The sequence below is a fragment of the Streptomyces sp. NPDC008086 genome (assembly GCF_042957325.1).
Lineage (GTDB): Bacteria > Actinomycetota > Actinomycetes > Streptomycetales > Streptomycetaceae > Streptomyces.
The window spans coordinates 96,506-112,572 of record NZ_JBIBIA010000003.1; the positions used below are offsets into that span (position 1 = coordinate 96,506).

The following is a 16,067-nucleotide window of genomic DNA, read 5'->3' on the forward strand; positions in this document are numbered from 1 at the left end:
ACTCCCCGTGACTCAGCCGACGCCCCGTGCTCGAGGTGCGAGCTCGCCCCGAATCCTGCTGCCACTGCCCTCCGTCCCTCGCCGTACCGGCCCGGAAGCCGCGAAGAACAGGACGTGTCCGATGGAACCCGCCACTCTCGTCGACCTTTTCGCCGCCAGCGCCGAACGCCATCCCGAGCGCATCGCGCTGGATGTGCGGGACACCGCGCTCACCTACCGGCAACTGGACACCGCGGCAGCCCGGATGGCCGCCGTCATGGTCCGGCAGTTGCCGCACCGCCCGGCCAGGATCGGACTGCTCGCGGCCCGCAGCCTCACCACCTACACCGGCTATCTGGCCGCGCTCCGCCTCGGCGCGGCCGTCGTTCCGCTCAACCCATCCTTCCCGGCCGCCCGGCTCCGCGCCATCGCGGACATGACGGATCTGGACCTGATCGTGGTCGACGAGTACGCCACGGCAAGGGCCGGTGAACTATCCGCTGCGGAGGGCGCGGACGGGACGGACGGCCGGAAGCTGCCTCCCCTGGTCGCCTTCGCCGACGCCGAGGCCGCCGGCGCAGTGGCGGACGACGTGCAGCCGGCCCCCGTCGTGCGGGTGTCGCCGGAGGACGTCGCGTACATCCTCTTCACCTCCGGTTCCACGGGGCGTCCCCGAGGGGTGCCGATCCGGCATGGGCGCGTGGTGCCGACGCTGCGTTGGCTGGTCGAGTACAACGCCTTCACACCCGAGTCCCGGGTCTCGCAGAACGTGGAGATCTCCTTCGACGTCGCGGTCTTCGAACTCTTCGCCGCCTGGGCCGGGGGCGGCGCCCTGGTGGTGCCCCGGCCCAACGACGTCGTACGGCCGGCGCCGTACGTGAACGCCAAGCGGGTCACGCACTGGTTCTGCGTTCCGTCGGTGGGCGGCATCGCCGCCCGCACCGGAGGGCTGGCGCCGGACTCGATGCCGTCGCTGGAGGCCGTCCTGTTCGGTGGCGAGCGGCTGCTCGCCGAACAGGCCGAACAGTGGGCCGCGGCGGCGCCGGGGGCACGGTTGTGGAACCTGTACGGGCCGACCGAAGTGGCGATCGTCTGCTCCGGGCAGGACCTCGGCGGGAAGGGGGCGCTGCTCGCGGCGGGCACCAACGGGACCCTGCCGATCGGCGAGGTGCCGCCGCACCTGGACCATGTGATCCTCGACGACGAGGGTGAGCCCGCCGAGACGGGCGAGTTGTGCGTCCGGGGCGTCCAGCGCTTCGACGGCTACCTCGACCCGGCCGACGACGTGGGCCGTTTCGTGGAGTGGAGCCCGGGGCGGGCGGCGGTGGTCCACGACGGCACGGCGCCGCTGACCCGGGACCTCTGGTACCGAACCGGCGACCGGGTGCGGCGGGAGAACGGCGCCCTGGTCCACCTGGGCCGTCTCGACCACCAGGTCAAACTGCGCGGCCACCGCATCGAGCTGGGCGAGGTCGACGCGGCCCTGGCCCGGCACCCCGCGGTGCGTGACGCGGTCGCGGTGGTGCAGGAGCACGAGAGCGACGCCGAGTTGGTGGCGTATTACACGGGGGAGGCGATCTCGCAGAGCGATCTCACCGCGTTCCTGCGCGCCCGGCTGCCCGTCTACATGATTCCGCGGCGGTTCACGCATCTGCAGAAACTGCCGCTCAATGCCAACGGCAAGGTGGACCGCACCGCTTTCGCGGCCGGACCGCACTCGACGAGGCCGGCCGGCCGAGACCTGGATTCCAGGGAGACATGACATGACCTCAACGCCGTCGCCCCTCTCTCGGACATCGCTGGGATCCGCCGCACGGTTGAGTTCGCCGACCAGCTTCCGGTGCCGCCCCGTCACCCGTACGTCGGCGACCTCGTCCACACGGCCTTTTCCGGCACGCACCAGGACGCCATAGCCAAGGGCCTGGCCGCGATCGGGCGCCGTGCCACCGAAGCGGGTACGCCTGCCAGCGCGGTGCCCTGGGACGTCCCTTACCTGCCCATCGATCCGAAGGACGTGGGCCGGACGTACGAGTCCGTCGTGCGGGTCAACAGCCGGTCCGGGAAGGGCGGGGTGGCGCATGTGCTCAACACCGCGTACGGACCGGACCTGCCGCGCACGATGCGGGTGGAGTTCGGCCGCCGTGTCCAGCGTGCCGCGGAACGGTCCACCACGGCACCGGCATCGCCGACGACGCGGAACTGGCCCGGTTGAGGGCAGTGGCCTCCGCGGTCAACCGGGCCCGCGGATGACTCCTCCTCCGGCCTGTCATGCCCCTGCAGGCCTGCGGCAGCCGGGTGCCTGACGCGAAGGGCGCCTACCAGCGGACCCGCTCCTCGAACACCGAGCGGCCCGAGTCCCTGGCGGACCTCCTCCACACCTGCAACCACCACCACTGCCACACCGCGCTCGGCAGCCACCCGCCATCAGCCGCGTCAACGACGCTGCGGGTCAATACATCTAGTCGCTTCTGCTGTAGGTGAGCCGTTCGACCTGGCCGGGCCGGAAGTCGTTGAGGACCCTTTTGCCGTTGACGACGAGTTGGACGGAGGAGGCATCACCGAGGACGAGGGTGATCTGGATCTCGTCCGTGAAGTTCTTGGTCTCGCCGTTGCCCAGCAGTCCGTCGTACAGCAGTTGGCCGTCGTGGTCCGTCGCCGAGATCCAGCTCTGCCCGCTCTTGGCGGTCACCGCGACGGTGACCCGGTCCTTGGGGACTGCGCCCACCCGGGACGACGCGGGCGTGGACGGCGGAGCGGAAGCTTGCGAAGTGGGCCGCCGGGAATCCGAGGCGGTGGCGGAGGGCCCGCTTCTATTGTTGTCGTCCCCTTGTCGCGTGAGGGCGAGGACGCCGCCCACGAGCGCGCTCGTCACGGCCGCCGCGACGATCAGCAGGGTGATCACGCGGGGCGTGCGCGCGGGTCCGGCCGGGGCGGGTCGGAGAAGCTCGTCGACGCGGCCGGGATCGGCAGGAGGCACGACAGCGCCCGGGGGCGCGACGCGCGGCCGGTCTGGGGTGGTGAGCACGAGTGTGTGCGGGGCGGGGTTCGGGGCCGAGTCCGGGGCGGGGTTCGGGGCCGAGTCCGGGGCAGGGTTCGGAGCCGAGTCCGGGGCGGGGTTCGGGGCCGGTGCCGGTGCCGGTGCCGGTGCCGGTGCCGGTGCCGGCACGAACGAGCCCAGGAGCGCCTCGGGCGTGGGGCGGTCGGCCGGATCCATGGCCAAGCAGGCGGCGACCAGCGCCCGCAACTTCCCCGGCACCGCCGAGACATCCGCGGGCTCGTGCACCGACCGGTACATCAGCCCAAAGGGCGTGCCCGTACCGAACGCGCTGCCTCCGGCCGCCGCGACGAGCACGGCCCCGAGCGCGAACACATCGGCGGCACCGCCGACTTCGGCGCCCTGCGCCTGCTCGGGCGCGAGGTATCCGGGAGTACCGAAGGCCGCCCCGGTGGCGGTCAGCCGGGTGGACTCCACGGCCCGCGCGATGCCGAAGTCGAGGACGCGTGGGCCGTCGTCGGCCATGATGATGTTGCCCGGTTTCAGATCCCGGTGTACGAGCCCGCAGGCGTGGACAGCTTGGAGTGCCTCGGCCAGGGCTGCCCCGAGAGACCTCACCTCCCCTTCCGCCATTGGTCCTTGACGGTCCTGCACCTCACCCCGAAGCCGGACGACCCGCCCAGGGAGTGCTGGTACTACCACGACGGCCAAACCGTCGGCCGCTTCGACATCGGCGACAGCCCAGACGAGCGCTTGGCCTTCCTGCTCCCGGCGTTCGAACAAGCCGGACTCCTCAGTGATGACGTGAGCGAGGAGTTCGACTCGTTGCATGCGACCCTGACCGCCCTGCAGCAGCACTTCGGTCTGTCACTGCCACGGCAGGACATCCTGAACGGCCGGCTGCCCGCAGCGGTGACAGCGACCGTGCCGCCAGAAAATCTGGGGGACTAGAACTCAGATCGGGACGAGATCGCAGGTGTCCGGTGCCTGAGGCCCGGATGCCGACAGTCACCGGCGGAGGACGGTCGCCTACGCTGCGGAAGGCTCTGCGGGGCTTCAGCCGGACGATCATCCTCGCAGGCAATAGGTGAGGCCCGGGGTCACTGTCCCCTTCACTCCCAAGCCCTCTTTTGGCCAGCTGTTCTCGGGAACTGAGCTCAGCGGGCGGCACGCTCTCGGGTCGTGCGGCGCAGCCCGATGAGTTCGGCGACCGCCTCCAGCCAGCGGGCCACGATCTCGTCGCCCTCCACGGGCCCGGCCACGGGCGCGACCGCGTCCAGCCAGCCGCGCACCAGGTCCGAGGCGGTCGGCTCGGGCAGTAGCTCCGGCAGCCGGGCGGTGTAGGCGGTGCCGCCGCTGCGGACGGTTCTGCCGAGGAACGCCACCGAGCGGGGCTGGACTCCGAGACGGTCGAGTGTGACCGCGGCGCCCACGGCTCCGTCGCCGAAGAGAGCGGTGCGGCGGGGGCCCTGGGCGCCGATGCCGTAGCGCAGGAGCATGGCGACATCGGTCTGCGCTGACTCCTCGTCGGTCCTGCTGGGGTTCATCGCTGCCTCCGGTCCGGTCATCGCACGGTGACCGTGTAGATGAAGTACGCCGGGTCGTTGCCGGGGCTGCCCGTCGCGGTGCGGGCGTCGCCGTCGGGGCAGACGCCCAGGACGCAGTAGCTCATTTTGATCTTCGCGGTGCCCGCGGCAACGGCCTCGAAGGTGAAGGTCTGCGTACCGTCACCACCCCCGTCCGCGCCGCTGTCGCCGCCGAAGTCATCCTCCCGGCGGCCCTCCTGACGCACCGTGGCACGGTCGGGACCGGGGTCCACGATGCTCCAGTCCTGGCCCATCGAGGGGTTGGCCGGGAGCGTCAGCTCGAAGGTGTCGCCCGCGTCCACTTCGATGGAGTGCTCGTCGGCCTCGAACGTCTCGGGGCCGAAGAGGCCGCACCCGGACAGCATCACGGCCGTCAGCGGCAGGGCCAGGGCGGTGGAGAGGCGGTGGCTGGGCTTCACGGGGATCGGCCTTCCGGTCACTGGGCGGGCAGGTGGACGCCGTAGGCGTCGGGCAGGTCCTTGTCGGAGGCCTTGCCCATGTTGCCGTTGACGAAGTCGTCCTCGCTGACCCATGTCGTCGTTCCCCAGGGGTTGTAGACCTGCAGCATGTCGCCCTCCTGACCGATGATCATCATGGAGTGGCCGACCCGGTCGCCGTTCTCGTCCTCGCCCTCGACGCCGATCGGCACCGGTCTGCCCTCGGCGACGGCCCGCTCGATGTCGGGCAGCGCGTCCCGGCGGTCGTCCGCGCTCCTGACCTCCTGGAACTCGTACTCGCCGCCCGTGTGCGGGCTGATCTCCTTGTTGGAGATCTCGGTCTTGCCGTCGTTGTCCATGCCGTCGGGTGTCGAACCGAAGGGGAAGTCGTACGCGTCGTTGCCGTCGCCCTCGTCGTGCATCCGCAGCTGCTCGTCGCGCAGCCGCTCCCGGAAGGCGCCGGGGTCGTCCTCCTGCCCGGACGGGCCGCCGGTGAGTTCGAGGGCGTACACCGGATCGACCATGGCGCGCCCGGTGACGACGGTCGACGGTACGCAGGTGTTGCCTTCCTGCGACCACCTCTCGCCGTTGAACGTCTGCTGGTCCGTGTTGTGGTTGGAACCCTCGTTGGGACCGCTGGTGTTGATTCCCTCGTCCTTCATGCTGTCCTCGGCCGTGGTGACCGGCGTCAGGTGCCGCTGCAGCCAGGCCGGGTCCTTGCCGTGGATCTTGTCGCGGAACTCGCCGACCTCCTTGACGTCGTACCCGGCGGCCAGTGCCTTCACGAGGTACGCCCGTTCCTGCGGGGTCTTCGCCTCGGCGAGCATCCGCTCGAACTCGGCCTCCTCGCGGGCGTTGAGGCGTTCCATCGCGCGGCCCGAGCGCTCCAGGTCGTTCGCGGTCAGCAGCTCGTTCATCTCCGCCGGGCCGCCGGGGCTCGCGATGTCGGCGAGCACGAGGCGGTCGGCCGCGGAGATGTTGTCGGTCTGCATCTGGCCCGCCCGGGCCTCGGACGCCAGCTTGTTGAGGTCGCGCGCCGCGGCCCGCGCCGCGTCGTCAGCCACCTCCGCGGCGGTGTGCATCGTCTTGGCGCCCGCGGCCGCGATGCTGCGGGCCCGCAGCCGCTCCGCCTCCTCGGCGTCCTTCTCCACCATGTCGTCGAAGAAGCCGTCCTCACCGCCGAGCATGCCGAGTGCCTCGCGCAGCTGTTCGCGGCCGCCCTTGTCCTGGGCCTTGGCGTTGGTCAGCGCGTCGGCCAGGCGGAACAGGGCGTTGGCCGCGCCGCTGAACGCCTGCTCCATCTGCTCGGCGGAGCGCGCCGCCGCCATCACCACCTCGGACGCCCGCGCCCCGGTGCTGCCCACCCAGGCGTCGGGCAGGCCCTCGCTCGCGACCTTCCGCACCCGCCGGTGCACGTCGGCGACGTCGTCGATCTGTTTGCGGTAGGTCTTGGCGAGACCCTCGAGGATCCCGGGTTCACCGACCGGCACCGAGACGCCCAGGGCGTTGTTGATGGCCCCGATGAGGTCGTTCTTGCTGTCGGCCGAGGAGATGGAGTCGTGGTACTCGGCGAGTTTCTGGCGGCGGTCGGTGGTGGATTCGCCTGCGTCGGGCATGACGGTGCGGCCTTCTGTCGTGGTGAGGGCAGGAGTGTGGACTCGGACGCGGTACGTAACGACCCGCACGCGGTATGTGCGGACTCGTACGCGGTGCGAGGGGCGCTCAGTCGAAGTCGGACAGGCCGCGCGGCGGTGTGCCGGGCGCGGGCATGGTGCGGTGGCCCGGCGTGGGACCAGCTTCCGCGGGCGCGGGCATCGTCGTCACGCCGTCGCCGCCGGCCGCGCTCATGCCCCGGATGGTGGCGTGCTCGGCGCCTTGGTAGTTCGCCTTGGACACCCGCACCTTGTCGGCCAGTTCGTGCAGGGCGCTCTCCAGGACCTTGGCCTCGGCCTGCCAGTCACCGGCGAAGTTGTTGTAGGCGGGGCCAGCGTCGGAGCCGCCGAGGACGTCCGAGGTGTAGCAGGCGGTGTCCTTGACCGCCCTGGCTATGACACCGACGTCGTCCCCCGCCGTGTCGAGTGTCTGCGCCTCGCTGTCCATCGCGCTCGTCTGGAGGCGATAGCCCCCGGCGTGCCCTTGCACGGTCATTTCCGGCCCCCGTTTTCATGATCTTGAGGGCGCAATGTAGCAGGGGACCGTGGCATGAACGCAACGACCTTCGTCGCTCGCCCCCGCGTACAACAGCGGGTTGAGGACCACGGCCGAGTGGCGAGCACCGGGACGCACGTCGGGTGGCGACTTGGCGACCGGTACAACGAGAGCGGGGGCTGTTCCCCCTGTTACGGCCGCAGCACCTCCGGCGGGCCGCAACAACCAGCCTGCTCAGCCCAGCGGACACGCCGTTCTGCCAGACCGCCGGGAAAACCCGTTGCGAGTGCCCCCCATCGGAGGTCTGATATTTCGGCCACCGATCAGGGGAAGGAACATGAGGACGCCGCTGCCCGCCCCCTCGTTGCACACCTCCCGCCTTCGACTGCGCGCCTTCGAAGACGCGGACACCAACGACCTCTTCGCACTGCACAGCAGCGCCCACGTGCTGCGCTACTGGGACAGTCCACCGTGGACCGAACGCGAGCGTGCCGAGAGGTTCATCGCCCGTTGCCGAGAGATGGAGAAGCACGGCACCGGGACTCGGCTGGCCGTGGATCGTGTCTCCGACGGGGCGTTCATCGGCTGGTGCACCCTGGACTCGTGGAACCCGGACTTCCGCAGCGCCTCGCTGGGCTACTGCTTCGACGATGCCGCGTGGGGCCACGGCTACGCGACCGAGGCCGCGCGCGCATTGCTGCGGTGGGCATTCGACACGCTGGACCTCAATCGCGTCCAGGCTGAGGCCGATACGCGCAACGTGGCATCCGCCCGCGTGCTGGAGAAGCTCGGCTTCCTGAGGGAAGGGACCTTGCGAGAGAACTGCGTCGTCAACGGGGAGGTCTCCGACTCGTGGGTCTACGGGCTGATCAGGCGGGAGTGGCAGCCAGCGAGGCTCGAGTCGGGCCATTCGACCGACAGTTGATGCGTGGGTGCGGCAGCGCGCAGGGCTCGCGCGGACGAACGCCTTTCGGCACCACCGGCCGCGACCGCCTCGTCGCTGGGCCGGCATGGCGCCGTCGGCCTGCTGTGCGGCGGCACGGGGACACGACGACCGGACCGTACCGGCATCCGTGGTGGCGGCCCGTGCGGCCTCAGCCGCCGTGACCGTCAGCTCCGCGGCGGCCGTCGCGGTGACGACGGTTCTCCGGGATGTCCAGCCGGAAATTCTCTCGACACCCGGGGAGTCACGCGATCCCCGGGTGCCCGGCTGTGCTCAACAGCAGCGGCTGTGCGAGCGGGTCTCCTGGTGCAGGGTGCGCAGTACCTGGTATTCGCGGCGGGTCGGTACCGGGGCGAGCGGGTGGTGGCGTCGGTGCCGCTCGCAGTAGCGGTCGTATTCGGCCTCGCCGGTCAGCTCGCGCAGGTACCAGCGCACGGCGCGCATCCAGCGCCAGGGGCTCATGGGCGGGCCCCGACCAGAGGTTCGGCGGGTCGGCCGGGTACGTCGATACGGGACTCGACGTACGGGGACTCCGTGTGGGGCAGTGGGGTGGGGGACCGTACGGCCCGTACGCAGACCACGGCCGCGTTGCCGATGACGACGGCGACCAGCAGCAGGAAGAGGGCGATGAGGACGCCGTCGACGGTGGAGTTGGTGATCACGGTGTGCATGTCGGCGGTGGTCTTGGCGGGGGCGAGGATCTGGCCGGCGTCCAGGGCGTCGGCGTAGTGGGCCCGTTGGGCGAAGAAGCCGATCTTCGGGTCGGTGGAGAAGATCTTCTGCCAGCCGGCGGTGAAGGTGATCGCGGTGACCCAGGCCAGGGGGACGCCGGTGACCCAGGCCCAGCGCAGCCGCCCGGACTTGATGAGGACGGTGGTGCAGACGGTGAGGGCGATGGCGGCGAGCAGTTGGTTGGCGATGCCGAAGAGCGGGAAGAGCTGGTTGATCCCGCCGAGCGGGTCGGTGGCGCCGGTGTGGAGGAAGTAGCCCCAGGCGGCGACGACGAGGCCGCTGCACAGCCAGATGCCGGGCTTCCAGTTGACCCGGCCGAGGGGCTTCCAGACGTTGCCGAGCATGTCCTGCAGCATGAACCGTCCGACCCGCGTCCCCGCGTCGACCGTCGTCAGGATAAACAGCGCCTCGAACATGATCGCGAAGTGGTACCAGAAGGCCTTCATCGCGGCGCCGCCGAAGATCCCGGAGAAGATCTCCGACATGCCGACCGCCAGGGTGGGCGCACCGCCGGAGCGGGCGATCAGGGTCTGCTCCTCCACGGCCTTCGCAGCCTGCGTGAGCTGGTCGGGCGTGATGGTGAAGCCGAGGCCCGCCACCGCGTGGGACGCCGACTCGGCCGTCGTACCGAGAAGTCCCGCCGGGGCGTTCATGGCGTAGTACAGGCCGGGCTCGAGGGTGGCCGCCGCGATCAGCGCCATGATCGCGACGAACGACTCCATGAGCATGGCGCCGTAGCCGATCATCCGGACCTGGGACTCCTTCTGGATCAGCTTCGGGGTGGTTCCGGAGGCGACCAGGGCGTGGAACCCGGACAGCGCGCCGCAGGCGATGGTGATGAACAGGAACGGGAAGAGGGAGCCGGCGAAGACGGGGCCGGCGCCCGAAGCCGCGAACTTGCTGACCGCGTCCGCCTGCAGCGTGGGGGCGGCGAACACGACGCCGACGGCGAGCAGCGCGATGGTGCCGATCTTCATGAAGGTGGACAGGTAGTCGCGCGGTGCGAGCAGCATCCACACCGGCAGGACGGAGGCTACGAAGCCGTATCCGATCAGGCAGAAGACCAGGGTCGCCGGGCTGAGGGTGAAGGTGTCGGCCAGTGAGGAGTTCTGGACCCAGCTGCCGCCGGCGATCGCGAGCAGCAGCAGCGCCACTCCGATCAGGCTGGTCTCGACGACCCGGCCCGGCCGGACGCGGTGCATCCACAGACCCATGAACAGGGCGATGGGGATGGTCATCGCGACCGAGAAGGTGCCCCACGGGGAGTGGGCGAGCGCGTTGACGACGACCAGTGCCAGCACGCCCAGCAGGATGATCATGATGGCGAAGACGGCGATCAGGGCCGCGGCCCCGCCGGCCCGGCCGATCTCGTCGCGGGCCATCTGTCCCAGCGACTTGCCGTCGCGCCGCATCGACAGGAACAGCACGACCATGTCCTGTACCGCTCCGGCGAAGATCACCCCGGCGACGATCCACAGGGTGCCGGGCAGGTATCCCATCTGGGCCGCCAGCACCGGTCCGACCAGGGGCCCGGCGCCGGCGATCGCGGCGAAGTGGTGGCCGAGCAGTACCCGTCGGTCGGTCGGCTGGAAGTCGACGCCGTCCTCGAGACGTTCGGCGGGGGTGGCCCTGCGGTCGTCCGGCTGGAGCACGCGGCGGGCTATGAAGCGGGAGTAGAAGCGGTAGGCGATGGCGTACGAGCCGAGCGCGGCCATCACCAGCCAGACCGCGGAGATCTTCTCCCCACGGGCCAGTGCGACGACGCCCCAGGCGACGGCGCCCAGCAGTGCCACGCAGGTCCACAGCAGGATCGAACGCGGGGAGCGCCGGGGTGTGGAGGATCGCGTGGAGGGCGGTTCCTGTGGCGCGGGGAGACCGGATTCGGGCATGGCTGACGAAGGCATGGCGGCTCCTCACCTCTGGGGTGATGGTGACGGGACGTGCAGGAAGGATCAGCGACCGCGACGGGCGTGGGGCTCCCGGTCGACCGGATCAGGGATCAGGGATCAGGGATCACGGTGTTCGTGCCTGGTCAGCGCGTACGCGGCGAGCAGGCACAGGCCGGAGCCCGGCACCCAGGCGAGCTGGTACCAGTAGAAGAACGGCGTACCGGCGAGTCGTGGGCTCGCCCCGGCGTACCAGGGGACCCACAGCAGGCCCGCCGCGGGCGCGAGGAGCAGTACGGCCGCGGCGACGCGCCGTAGCCGGTGATGACCGGTCCGTGCCATGACCTGTGCTCCTCTCCCGCTCGCTGGGTCTGTGCAAGAGTTGCCCGCCCGCCGGAAGTGGTTGACAGCCGATTTCCAGAAGATTTCCGCCGGAGTCGCGTCAACCGAACCGGCCGTCCGCGCAACCAACCGGTGAGATCCAGGAACACCAAGGACGGTGACGCATGGCCGACAGCGCCATGACCGCGACGTTCCTCGCCGTGATCGGCGGAGCGTCGCTGCTCGCCGTCACCGCACGCCGTCTGCGCCCCAGCGACCGGCTGCCCTCCCTGGAGGGCTGGGCGCTGGCCGACCGGAGCCTGGGCCCCGTGTGGACCTGGTTCCTGCTCGGCGGCACGATCTTCACCGCGTACACCTTCACCGCGGTCCCGGGACTGGCCTACGGCAACGGCGCGCCCGCCTTCTTCGCGGTGCCCTACACGGTGATCGTCTGCCCGCTGGCGTTCGTGCTGCTGAGCCGGCTGTGGACGGTGGCCCGTCGGCACGGCTACATCACCGCCGCCGACTTCGTGCGCGGGCGCTACGGCTCGCCGCCGCTGGCTCTGGTGGTCGCGCTGACCGGGATCCTCGCGACGATGCCGTACCTGGCGCTGCAGCTGCTCGGCATCCGCGCCGTGCTGACGGCGGGGGGCATGTATCCGCGCGGCGCGGGCGGTGACCTGATGATGGTGGGGCTCTTCGCGGGGCTCGCGATGGCGACGTACCGGCACGGTCTGCGGGCGCCCACCGTCATCGCCGTACTCAAGGCGGTGGCCGTGTTCGTCTCGCTCACGGCCGTGTGCTGGCTGGTCCTCGACCGGCTCGGCGGGCCGGGGCCGGTCTTCGACGGCGCCGCCCGGCGGCTCGGCGGGGCGGACGCGGCGCACTCGGCGCAGCTGTCCCCCGCCCAGCAGCCCGCCTACGCCACACTCGCCCTCGGCTCCGCGCTGGCCCTGCTGATGTACCCCCATGTCCTCACCGCCGGGTTCGCCGCCGACGGGCCGCGCACCCTGCGCAAGGTCTCCGTGGCACTGCCCGCCTGGACGGGGCTGCTCGCGCTCTTCGGCTTCCTCGGTGTCGCCGCGCTCGCGGTGGGCGTGAAGGCACCCGAGGGCGGCGCCGAGGCCGCCGTACCGATGCTGGTCGACCGGCTGATGCCGGCCCCGCTGGCCGGGTTGGTGTTCGCCGCGATCACCGTGGGGGCGCTGGTCCCGGCCGCCGTGATGTCCATCGCCGCCGCCACCAGTTTCGTACGGAACGTGTACGTCGAGTACGTCCACCCCACCGCCACACCCAAACGGCAGGTGCGCATCGCCAAGGCGGTGTCGCTGACCGCGAAGGTGGGGGCGGTCGCGTTCGTGTTCGGACTGCGCGACCAGGACGCGATCAACCTCCAACTGCTCGGCGGCGTCTGGATCCTGCAGATCTTCCCCGCCGTGGCCGTCGGGCTGTACACCGGACGGCTGCACCCGCGGGCGCTGCTGGCCGGATGGGCGGTCGGCATGACGGCGGGAACCGTCCTGGTGGTGCGGGAGGGCTTCTCGTCCATCGTGCCGGTCGGCCTCGGCGGCCCGCCGCTGGAGATCTACGCCGGTCTCGTCGCCCTCCTGCTCAATCTGGCCGTCGCCCTGTTCGGGACCCTGGCCCTGGAACGCCTCGGCATCCCCCGCGGCGCCGACCTCACCGACCTACCGACCCGCCTGGCCGTCAGGCGGCACCGCGAGACGGGAGCGAACAACCCGTGAGACGCAGACCGGACATCCCCCTCACGCTGCCGCCCGTGCCGCCGCCCGCCTCCCCGGCCGATCCCCTCACCCCCGCGGTGAGCGACCCCGCCGAACGGGAACGCGAAGCCGCCCTGGCCCGCCTGTTCGAGCAGCACTACGCCTCCATGCTGCGCCTGGCCGCGCTGCTCGGCGCGGACGATCCCGAGAACGTGGTGGCCGAGGCGTACTACCAGATCTACCGCAAGTGGCGACGGCTGCGGGAGACCGAGGCGGCGGAGGCGTATCTGCGCTCCACCGTCTGCAATCTGACCCGGATGCGCATACGTCACCTCCAAGTGGCCCGCAGACATGCGGAGACCCCACCCGAGGAACTGGTCACCTCCGCCGAGAACACCGCCCTTCTCCACGACGACCAGCGTGTACTGATCGACGCGCTGCAGCAGCTGCCCGCCCGGCAGCGCGAGGCGCTCGTGCTGCGGCACTGGCTCGGGCTGAAGGAGAGCGAGATCGCCGCCGCCATGGGCATCTCCTGCGGTTCGGTCAAGACACACACCGCGCGCGGCATCGCCGCCCTGAGCCAGGCAATGGAGGCCCGGCGATGAACAACACCGGTCGCGGCCGCACCGAGAACGAACGCCCTGAGACGGAACGCGTCGAAGCCGACCGCGGCGGGCCACCTGACGGTGTGGCCGACGGCGACGGCACCGCGGCGGAGGCACGGACGGAGCGGGAACTGCGCGAGGCCCTGGAGGCACTGGCCCAGGGCGTACAGGCCGCGCCCGACGCCTACCGCACCGCCCGCGGCGAATGGCTGCGCCGCGAACGCCGTCGCCGACTCGTCCTCACCGTCCTGATCGCCGTCGTGTTCACCTTGGCCACATTGATCGGCCTGTGGGTCCTCAACCAGACCCCGTCCGACCCCGGCGTCATCTTCTCGGGGGCCGGACCAGCGGTCGCCGTCGACGGTGTGAGGGTCCTTCCGGGGTGAGGTTCGCGCGTGTCCCGCTCCGGAACTCCCGGGAAACGAGGGCATCGCCGGGTCGCCCGCGATCACGCCTCGCCGCTGGTCGGCGCGTCCCGTCCGTCATCGTCAGCTCATCGGCGGAGGAGACGTAAGGGATGGCAGGCCATCCGGACCGCGGTACACGTGCTACTCGATGAGATACGCGAAGTCGCCGCCGCGCCCGGGCGCATGTATGCCGTGCGCGCCCTACGTCAAGGCCGCAGGCTCAGTCGCCTGGCGGATCCGGTCCTGCGGCGCGTCAGGCACCTCTGCCGCGCCGCCGTCCATCAGTGCCCACCCGCTTGGCCGCGGCCGGGTCCCTGGAGTCCGAGAGCGGTTCCACGATGCGCAGGGTGCGCTCGCATTCCGTCAGCCTCCCTTTGATCACCACCAGGTAGGTCGCCTGGACTGCGAAGGGTGATACTCCGCGATCACCACCCGGCTGCCCAGCCGCTCCCCCTTTGGCGCCGCTGCCAGTCAGCAACAGCTCAGCCTCCGGAGCAGCGTGGCGGAGGCCGGGGGGCGGCGGCCGCCGTGGCCCGGTCCTGCCCCGGAACAGTCGCCTGCGGGGCAGGAGGTTTGTTCGGTCAGGCTGCGTGAGCGGCTGCGGCCCGAGGGCGGAGTTGTCGTACGACGTGGCGGTGGGCTGCGGTTGCCGACAGGACCAGGTAACGGACCTTGCTGGCGTCCAGACCCATGACACAGGCGGCGGCCATACTGCTGTAGCCGAGCCTGCAGTGCAGAACCAGCGCGTCGTACTGCTGCGCGGGACAGGCGTCGAGGCCGCGCGGCGCAGGAGCGGCGGCCTCCACGCGGGTGCGCAGCACCGTCCACGCTTTGGCCGACGGGTTGGGGTTACTGACGATCTCACTCCAGCCGACGGCAAGTTCACCGAGCACGCGGCGGACCAGCCGGTGGGCTTGTTGGGGCGGCAGGTGGACGTGGCTGTAGTCGAGGTAGCTGTCGCGGTTGAGGACGCAGAATGCCTCGAAGGCAGGCGGCAGCGTCAGGTCCAGTCGAGTTGGTCGACGCGGCAGGGCATGACTGCTCCGCGGGTGTGACAGGTGCGCCGGGTCGGTGGGAGTACGGACCGGGAGGCGTGTGGTGTGCATGGTTATCCGATCACCTTGGCGACGGGGCCGGCTGCGGGTGGCAGCGGGGCGGCCAGAGCGGCACATGCGGCGTTCCAGAGGGGCCGAAGCGGCTGGGCCTCGGCGTTGAGGGCGTGTGCGAGTTCCTCCACGTCTTCCCAGGAGGGCAGGGCGGTGCCGTTGAGCATTCCGGTGATGGTGTGTGCGGTCAGGCGGGTGTGTGCGCCGATCTGTTCCGTGTGGGGCCGGGCGGCGGCCAGGTGCAGTCCGCGCAAGGCGGCCGGCAGACTCTGGCGCTGGCTGGGGGCCTGTCCGCGGGCTGCCACCCACAGCGGCTGGACCTCCGCCGGGTCTCCCCCGCAGGCGAGGGTGAAGAGCCGGGTGACCTTCCATGACGGGCAGCGTTCGCCGCTCAGGACACGGGAGACGTAGGAGGCTGACACGTCGGTGTCATCCGCGAGTTCGCGCAGGCTCCTGCCGCTGAGGCGCTGCAGGTGGGAGAGGGCGCGGGTGAGGACGGCGGCCGGACCGGCCGGGTTGCGGTCGGGGTCCCGGGCCCGGGACGGTGTCATCTCTCCTCCGCCGGCCGCCGGCCCTCGCTGGCCGGGGATGCGGGGAGCCGGCGCGGTCCGGGGCGGCAGCGCGGTCCGGGGCGACGGGGCTGTCGGCAGGGCGGCCTGGCGCGGGAGGCGGACGCGTGTCCGGGTGCGCAGGGGGCGGCTCTCCATACGGCGGCGTACGGCGTCCGCGGAGAGTTTGCGGGTGAGTTGCTCGGGGGGCAGGCCCAGGCACTCTGCGATGTCGGGGTTCTTCTGGCGCTGGTCGCGTGCCTGCTGGACGAGGGCGGCCTTGAGGTCCTCGAGGTCGCCCTCGACGGTGCGTATGAGACTCAGGGCGGCCAGGGGCTGTTGTGCGAGGGCCCGATACAGCAGATGGTTGACGACCCGGCCGAGGTCGGCCGCGACCTGGTCGGTGAAGTCGTTGTGGGCGACCGTGTCGGGGGTGGGCGACTTCTCTCGGGCCCTGCGGTAGGCGCGTCCGCAGGCGTCGCTGCAGTAGGTGCGTGGCCGACCCGAACCGGCGTTGCGGCCGATCGGTTTGCCGCAGTGGGGGTTGAGGCAGTAGGCCGGGCCAAAGTCTTTCGGAGTCATGACAGGGACATCCCTTCCGCGGACGTGCCTACCGGGAGCGGGCGGGTGCGGAAATGAGCAGATACGCA

The 16,067-nt window shown here is 71.0% G+C and carries 17 protein-coding genes and 1 pseudogene; 8 read left to right on the plus strand and 10 right to left on the minus strand.

Annotated features, from left to right (window positions below; all coding sequences use genetic code 11):
• Positions 1 to 121: 121 nt before the first annotated feature.
• The 3 genes and pseudogenes from ACFZBP_RS10645 to ACFZBP_RS10655 all read left to right on the plus strand — a co-directional run.
• Entirely contained in the window at positions 122 to 1,741 is a 1,620-nt protein-coding gene (locus ACFZBP_RS10645; RefSeq protein ID WP_391411801.1) for an amino acid adenylation domain-containing protein, read from the plus strand.
• Positions 1,742 to 1,819: 78 nt separating this feature from the next.
• Positions 1,820 to 2,191 (plus strand): hypothetical protein, encoded by a 372-nt coding sequence (locus tag ACFZBP_RS10650; protein ID WP_391411803.1) that lies wholly within the window; start codon positions 1,820 to 1,822, stop codon positions 2,189 to 2,191.
• Positions 2,192 to 2,292: 101 nt separating this feature from the next.
• A pseudogene (locus ACFZBP_RS10655) lies at positions 2,293 to 2,441 on the plus strand (IS481 family transposase); the annotation flags it as partial.
• Here ACFZBP_RS10655 and ACFZBP_RS10660 read toward each other — a convergent pair.
• Positions 2,438 to 3,592 carry a RodZ domain-containing protein gene (locus ACFZBP_RS10660; RefSeq protein ID WP_391411805.1) on the minus strand — a complete coding sequence of 385 codons (1,155 nt, stop codon included), beginning with the start codon at positions 3,590 to 3,592 and terminating at the stop codon, positions 2,438 to 2,440. The pseudogene ACFZBP_RS10655 and the gene ACFZBP_RS10660 overlap by 4 nt on opposite strands.
• Positions 3,593 to 3,613: 21 nt before the next feature.
• On the opposite strand from ACFZBP_RS10660, the gene ACFZBP_RS10665 reads away from it, so the two are divergent.
• Positions 3,614 to 3,925, plus strand: coding sequence for a hypothetical protein (locus ACFZBP_RS10665; protein ID WP_391411807.1), 312 nt, complete (start codon positions 3,614 to 3,616; stop codon positions 3,923 to 3,925).
• A 206-nt stretch (positions 3,926 to 4,131) separates the two neighbouring features.
• Here the strand turns inward: ACFZBP_RS10665 and ACFZBP_RS10670 are convergent, their stop codons facing one another.
• The 4 genes from ACFZBP_RS10670 to ACFZBP_RS10685 all read right to left on the minus strand — a co-directional run bounded on the left by ACFZBP_RS10670 (position 4,132) and on the right by ACFZBP_RS10685 (position 7,145).
• Positions 4,132 to 4,521 (minus strand): hypothetical protein, encoded by a 390-nt coding sequence (locus ACFZBP_RS10670; protein WP_391411810.1) that lies wholly within the window; start codon positions 4,519 to 4,521, stop codon positions 4,132 to 4,134.
• A 17-nt stretch (positions 4,522 to 4,538) separates the two neighbouring features.
• Positions 4,539 to 4,979 carry a protease inhibitor I42 family protein gene (locus ACFZBP_RS10675; protein ID WP_383443982.1) on the minus strand — a complete coding sequence of 147 codons (441 nt, stop codon included), beginning with the start codon at positions 4,977 to 4,979 and terminating at the stop codon, positions 4,539 to 4,541.
• 17 nt (positions 4,980 to 4,996) lie between these two features.
• Positions 4,997 to 6,613, minus strand: coding sequence for a WXG100 family type VII secretion target (locus ACFZBP_RS10680; protein WP_391411813.1), 1,617 nt, complete (start codon positions 6,611 to 6,613; stop codon positions 4,997 to 4,999).
• 106 nt (positions 6,614 to 6,719) lie between these two features.
• Positions 6,720 to 7,145 carry a hypothetical protein gene (locus ACFZBP_RS10685; protein WP_391411815.1) on the minus strand — a complete coding sequence of 142 codons (426 nt, stop codon included), beginning with the start codon at positions 7,143 to 7,145 and terminating at the stop codon, positions 6,720 to 6,722.
• A 337-nt stretch (positions 7,146 to 7,482) separates the two neighbouring features.
• Between ACFZBP_RS10685 and ACFZBP_RS10690 the strand changes: the two genes are divergently transcribed.
• Complete coding sequence (locus ACFZBP_RS10690; RefSeq protein WP_391411817.1) at positions 7,483 to 8,070, plus strand: GNAT family N-acetyltransferase; 588 nt, start codon at positions 7,483 to 7,485, stop codon at positions 8,068 to 8,070.
• 291 nt (positions 8,071 to 8,361) lie between these two features.
• On the opposite strand, the gene ACFZBP_RS10695 is transcribed toward ACFZBP_RS10690, so the two are convergent.
• The 3 genes from ACFZBP_RS10695 to ACFZBP_RS10705 all read right to left on the minus strand — a co-directional run bounded on the left by ACFZBP_RS10695 (position 8,362) and on the right by ACFZBP_RS10705 (position 11,048).
• Positions 8,362 to 8,550, minus strand: coding sequence for a CstA-like transporter-associated (seleno)protein (locus ACFZBP_RS10695; protein WP_391411819.1), 189 nt, complete (start codon positions 8,548 to 8,550; stop codon positions 8,362 to 8,364).
• On the minus strand, positions 8,547 to 10,724 hold the full coding sequence (locus ACFZBP_RS10700) for a carbon starvation CstA family protein (protein ID WP_391411822.1): 2,178 nt from the start codon (positions 10,722 to 10,724) through the stop codon (positions 8,547 to 8,549). The genes ACFZBP_RS10695 and ACFZBP_RS10700 overlap by 4 nt, the downstream gene beginning before the upstream one ends.
• Positions 10,725 to 10,826: 102 nt before the next feature.
• On the minus strand, positions 10,827 to 11,048 hold the full coding sequence (locus ACFZBP_RS10705) for a DUF3311 domain-containing protein (RefSeq protein WP_383443963.1): 222 nt from the start codon (positions 11,046 to 11,048) through the stop codon (positions 10,827 to 10,829).
• A 164-nt stretch (positions 11,049 to 11,212) separates the two neighbouring features.
• Between ACFZBP_RS10705 and ACFZBP_RS10710 the strand changes: the two genes are divergently transcribed.
• From ACFZBP_RS10710 to ACFZBP_RS10720, 3 genes are all read left to right on the plus strand, one after another.
• Positions 11,213 to 12,772 (plus strand): sodium:solute symporter, encoded by a 1,560-nt coding sequence (locus ACFZBP_RS10710; protein WP_391411825.1) that lies wholly within the window; start codon positions 11,213 to 11,215, stop codon positions 12,770 to 12,772.
• 14 nt (positions 12,773 to 12,786) lie between these two features.
• Entirely contained in the window at positions 12,787 to 13,356 is a 570-nt protein-coding gene (locus ACFZBP_RS10715) for a sigma-70 family RNA polymerase sigma factor (protein WP_391412983.1), read from the plus strand.
• A gap of 83 nt (positions 13,357 to 13,439) precedes the next feature.
• Positions 13,440 to 13,742 carry a hypothetical protein gene (locus tag ACFZBP_RS10720; RefSeq protein ID WP_391412985.1) on the plus strand — a complete coding sequence of 101 codons (303 nt, stop codon included), beginning with the start codon at positions 13,440 to 13,442 and terminating at the stop codon, positions 13,740 to 13,742.
• 602 nt (positions 13,743 to 14,344) lie between these two features.
• Here ACFZBP_RS10720 and ACFZBP_RS10725 read toward each other — a convergent pair.
• Both ACFZBP_RS10725 and ACFZBP_RS10730 read right to left on the minus strand, forming a co-directional pair.
• Positions 14,345 to 14,869, minus strand: coding sequence for a hypothetical protein (locus ACFZBP_RS10725; RefSeq protein WP_391411828.1), 525 nt, complete (start codon positions 14,867 to 14,869; stop codon positions 14,345 to 14,347).
• A 2-nt stretch (positions 14,870 to 14,871) separates the two neighbouring features.
• Complete coding sequence (locus tag ACFZBP_RS10730) at positions 14,872 to 15,999, minus strand: helix-turn-helix domain-containing protein (RefSeq protein WP_391411830.1); 1,128 nt, start codon at positions 15,997 to 15,999, stop codon at positions 14,872 to 14,874.
• Positions 16,000 to 16,067: the final 68 nt, after the last annotated feature.

Excerpts from the sequence above, each read along its gene's own strand:
- ACFZBP_RS10645 (WP_391411801.1), top strand. The coding sequence starts at position 122 with ATGGAACCCGCCACTCTCGTCGACCTTTTCGCCGCCAGCGCCGAACGC.
- ACFZBP_RS10670 (WP_391411810.1), bottom strand. The coding sequence starts at position 4,521 with ATGAACCCCAGCAGGACCGACGAGGAGTCAGCGCAGACCGATGTCGCC.
- ACFZBP_RS10680 (WP_391411813.1), bottom strand. The coding sequence starts at position 6,613 with ATGCCCGACGCAGGCGAATCCACCACCGACCGCCGCCAGAAACTCGCC.
- ACFZBP_RS10685 (WP_391411815.1), bottom strand. The coding sequence starts at position 7,145 with ATGACCGTGCAAGGGCACGCCGGGGGCTATCGCCTCCAGACGAGCGCG.
- ACFZBP_RS10690 (WP_391411817.1), top strand. The coding sequence starts at position 7,483 with ATGAGGACGCCGCTGCCCGCCCCCTCGTTGCACACCTCCCGCCTTCGA.
- ACFZBP_RS10695 (WP_391411819.1), bottom strand. The coding sequence starts at position 8,550 with ATGAGCCCCTGGCGCTGGATGCGCGCCGTGCGCTGGTACCTGCGCGAG.
- ACFZBP_RS10700 (WP_391411822.1), bottom strand. The coding sequence starts at position 10,724 with ATGCCTTCGTCAGCCATGCCCGAATCCGGTCTCCCCGCGCCACAGGAA.
- ACFZBP_RS10705 (WP_383443963.1), bottom strand. The coding sequence starts at position 11,048 with ATGGCACGGACCGGTCATCACCGGCTACGGCGCGTCGCCGCGGCCGTA.
- ACFZBP_RS10710 (WP_391411825.1), top strand. The coding sequence starts at position 11,213 with ATGGCCGACAGCGCCATGACCGCGACGTTCCTCGCCGTGATCGGCGGA.
- ACFZBP_RS10725 (WP_391411828.1), bottom strand. The coding sequence starts at position 14,869 with ATGCACACCACACGCCTCCCGGTCCGTACTCCCACCGACCCGGCGCAC.
- ACFZBP_RS10730 (WP_391411830.1), bottom strand. The coding sequence starts at position 15,999 with ATGACTCCGAAAGACTTTGGCCCGGCCTACTGCCTCAACCCCCACTGC.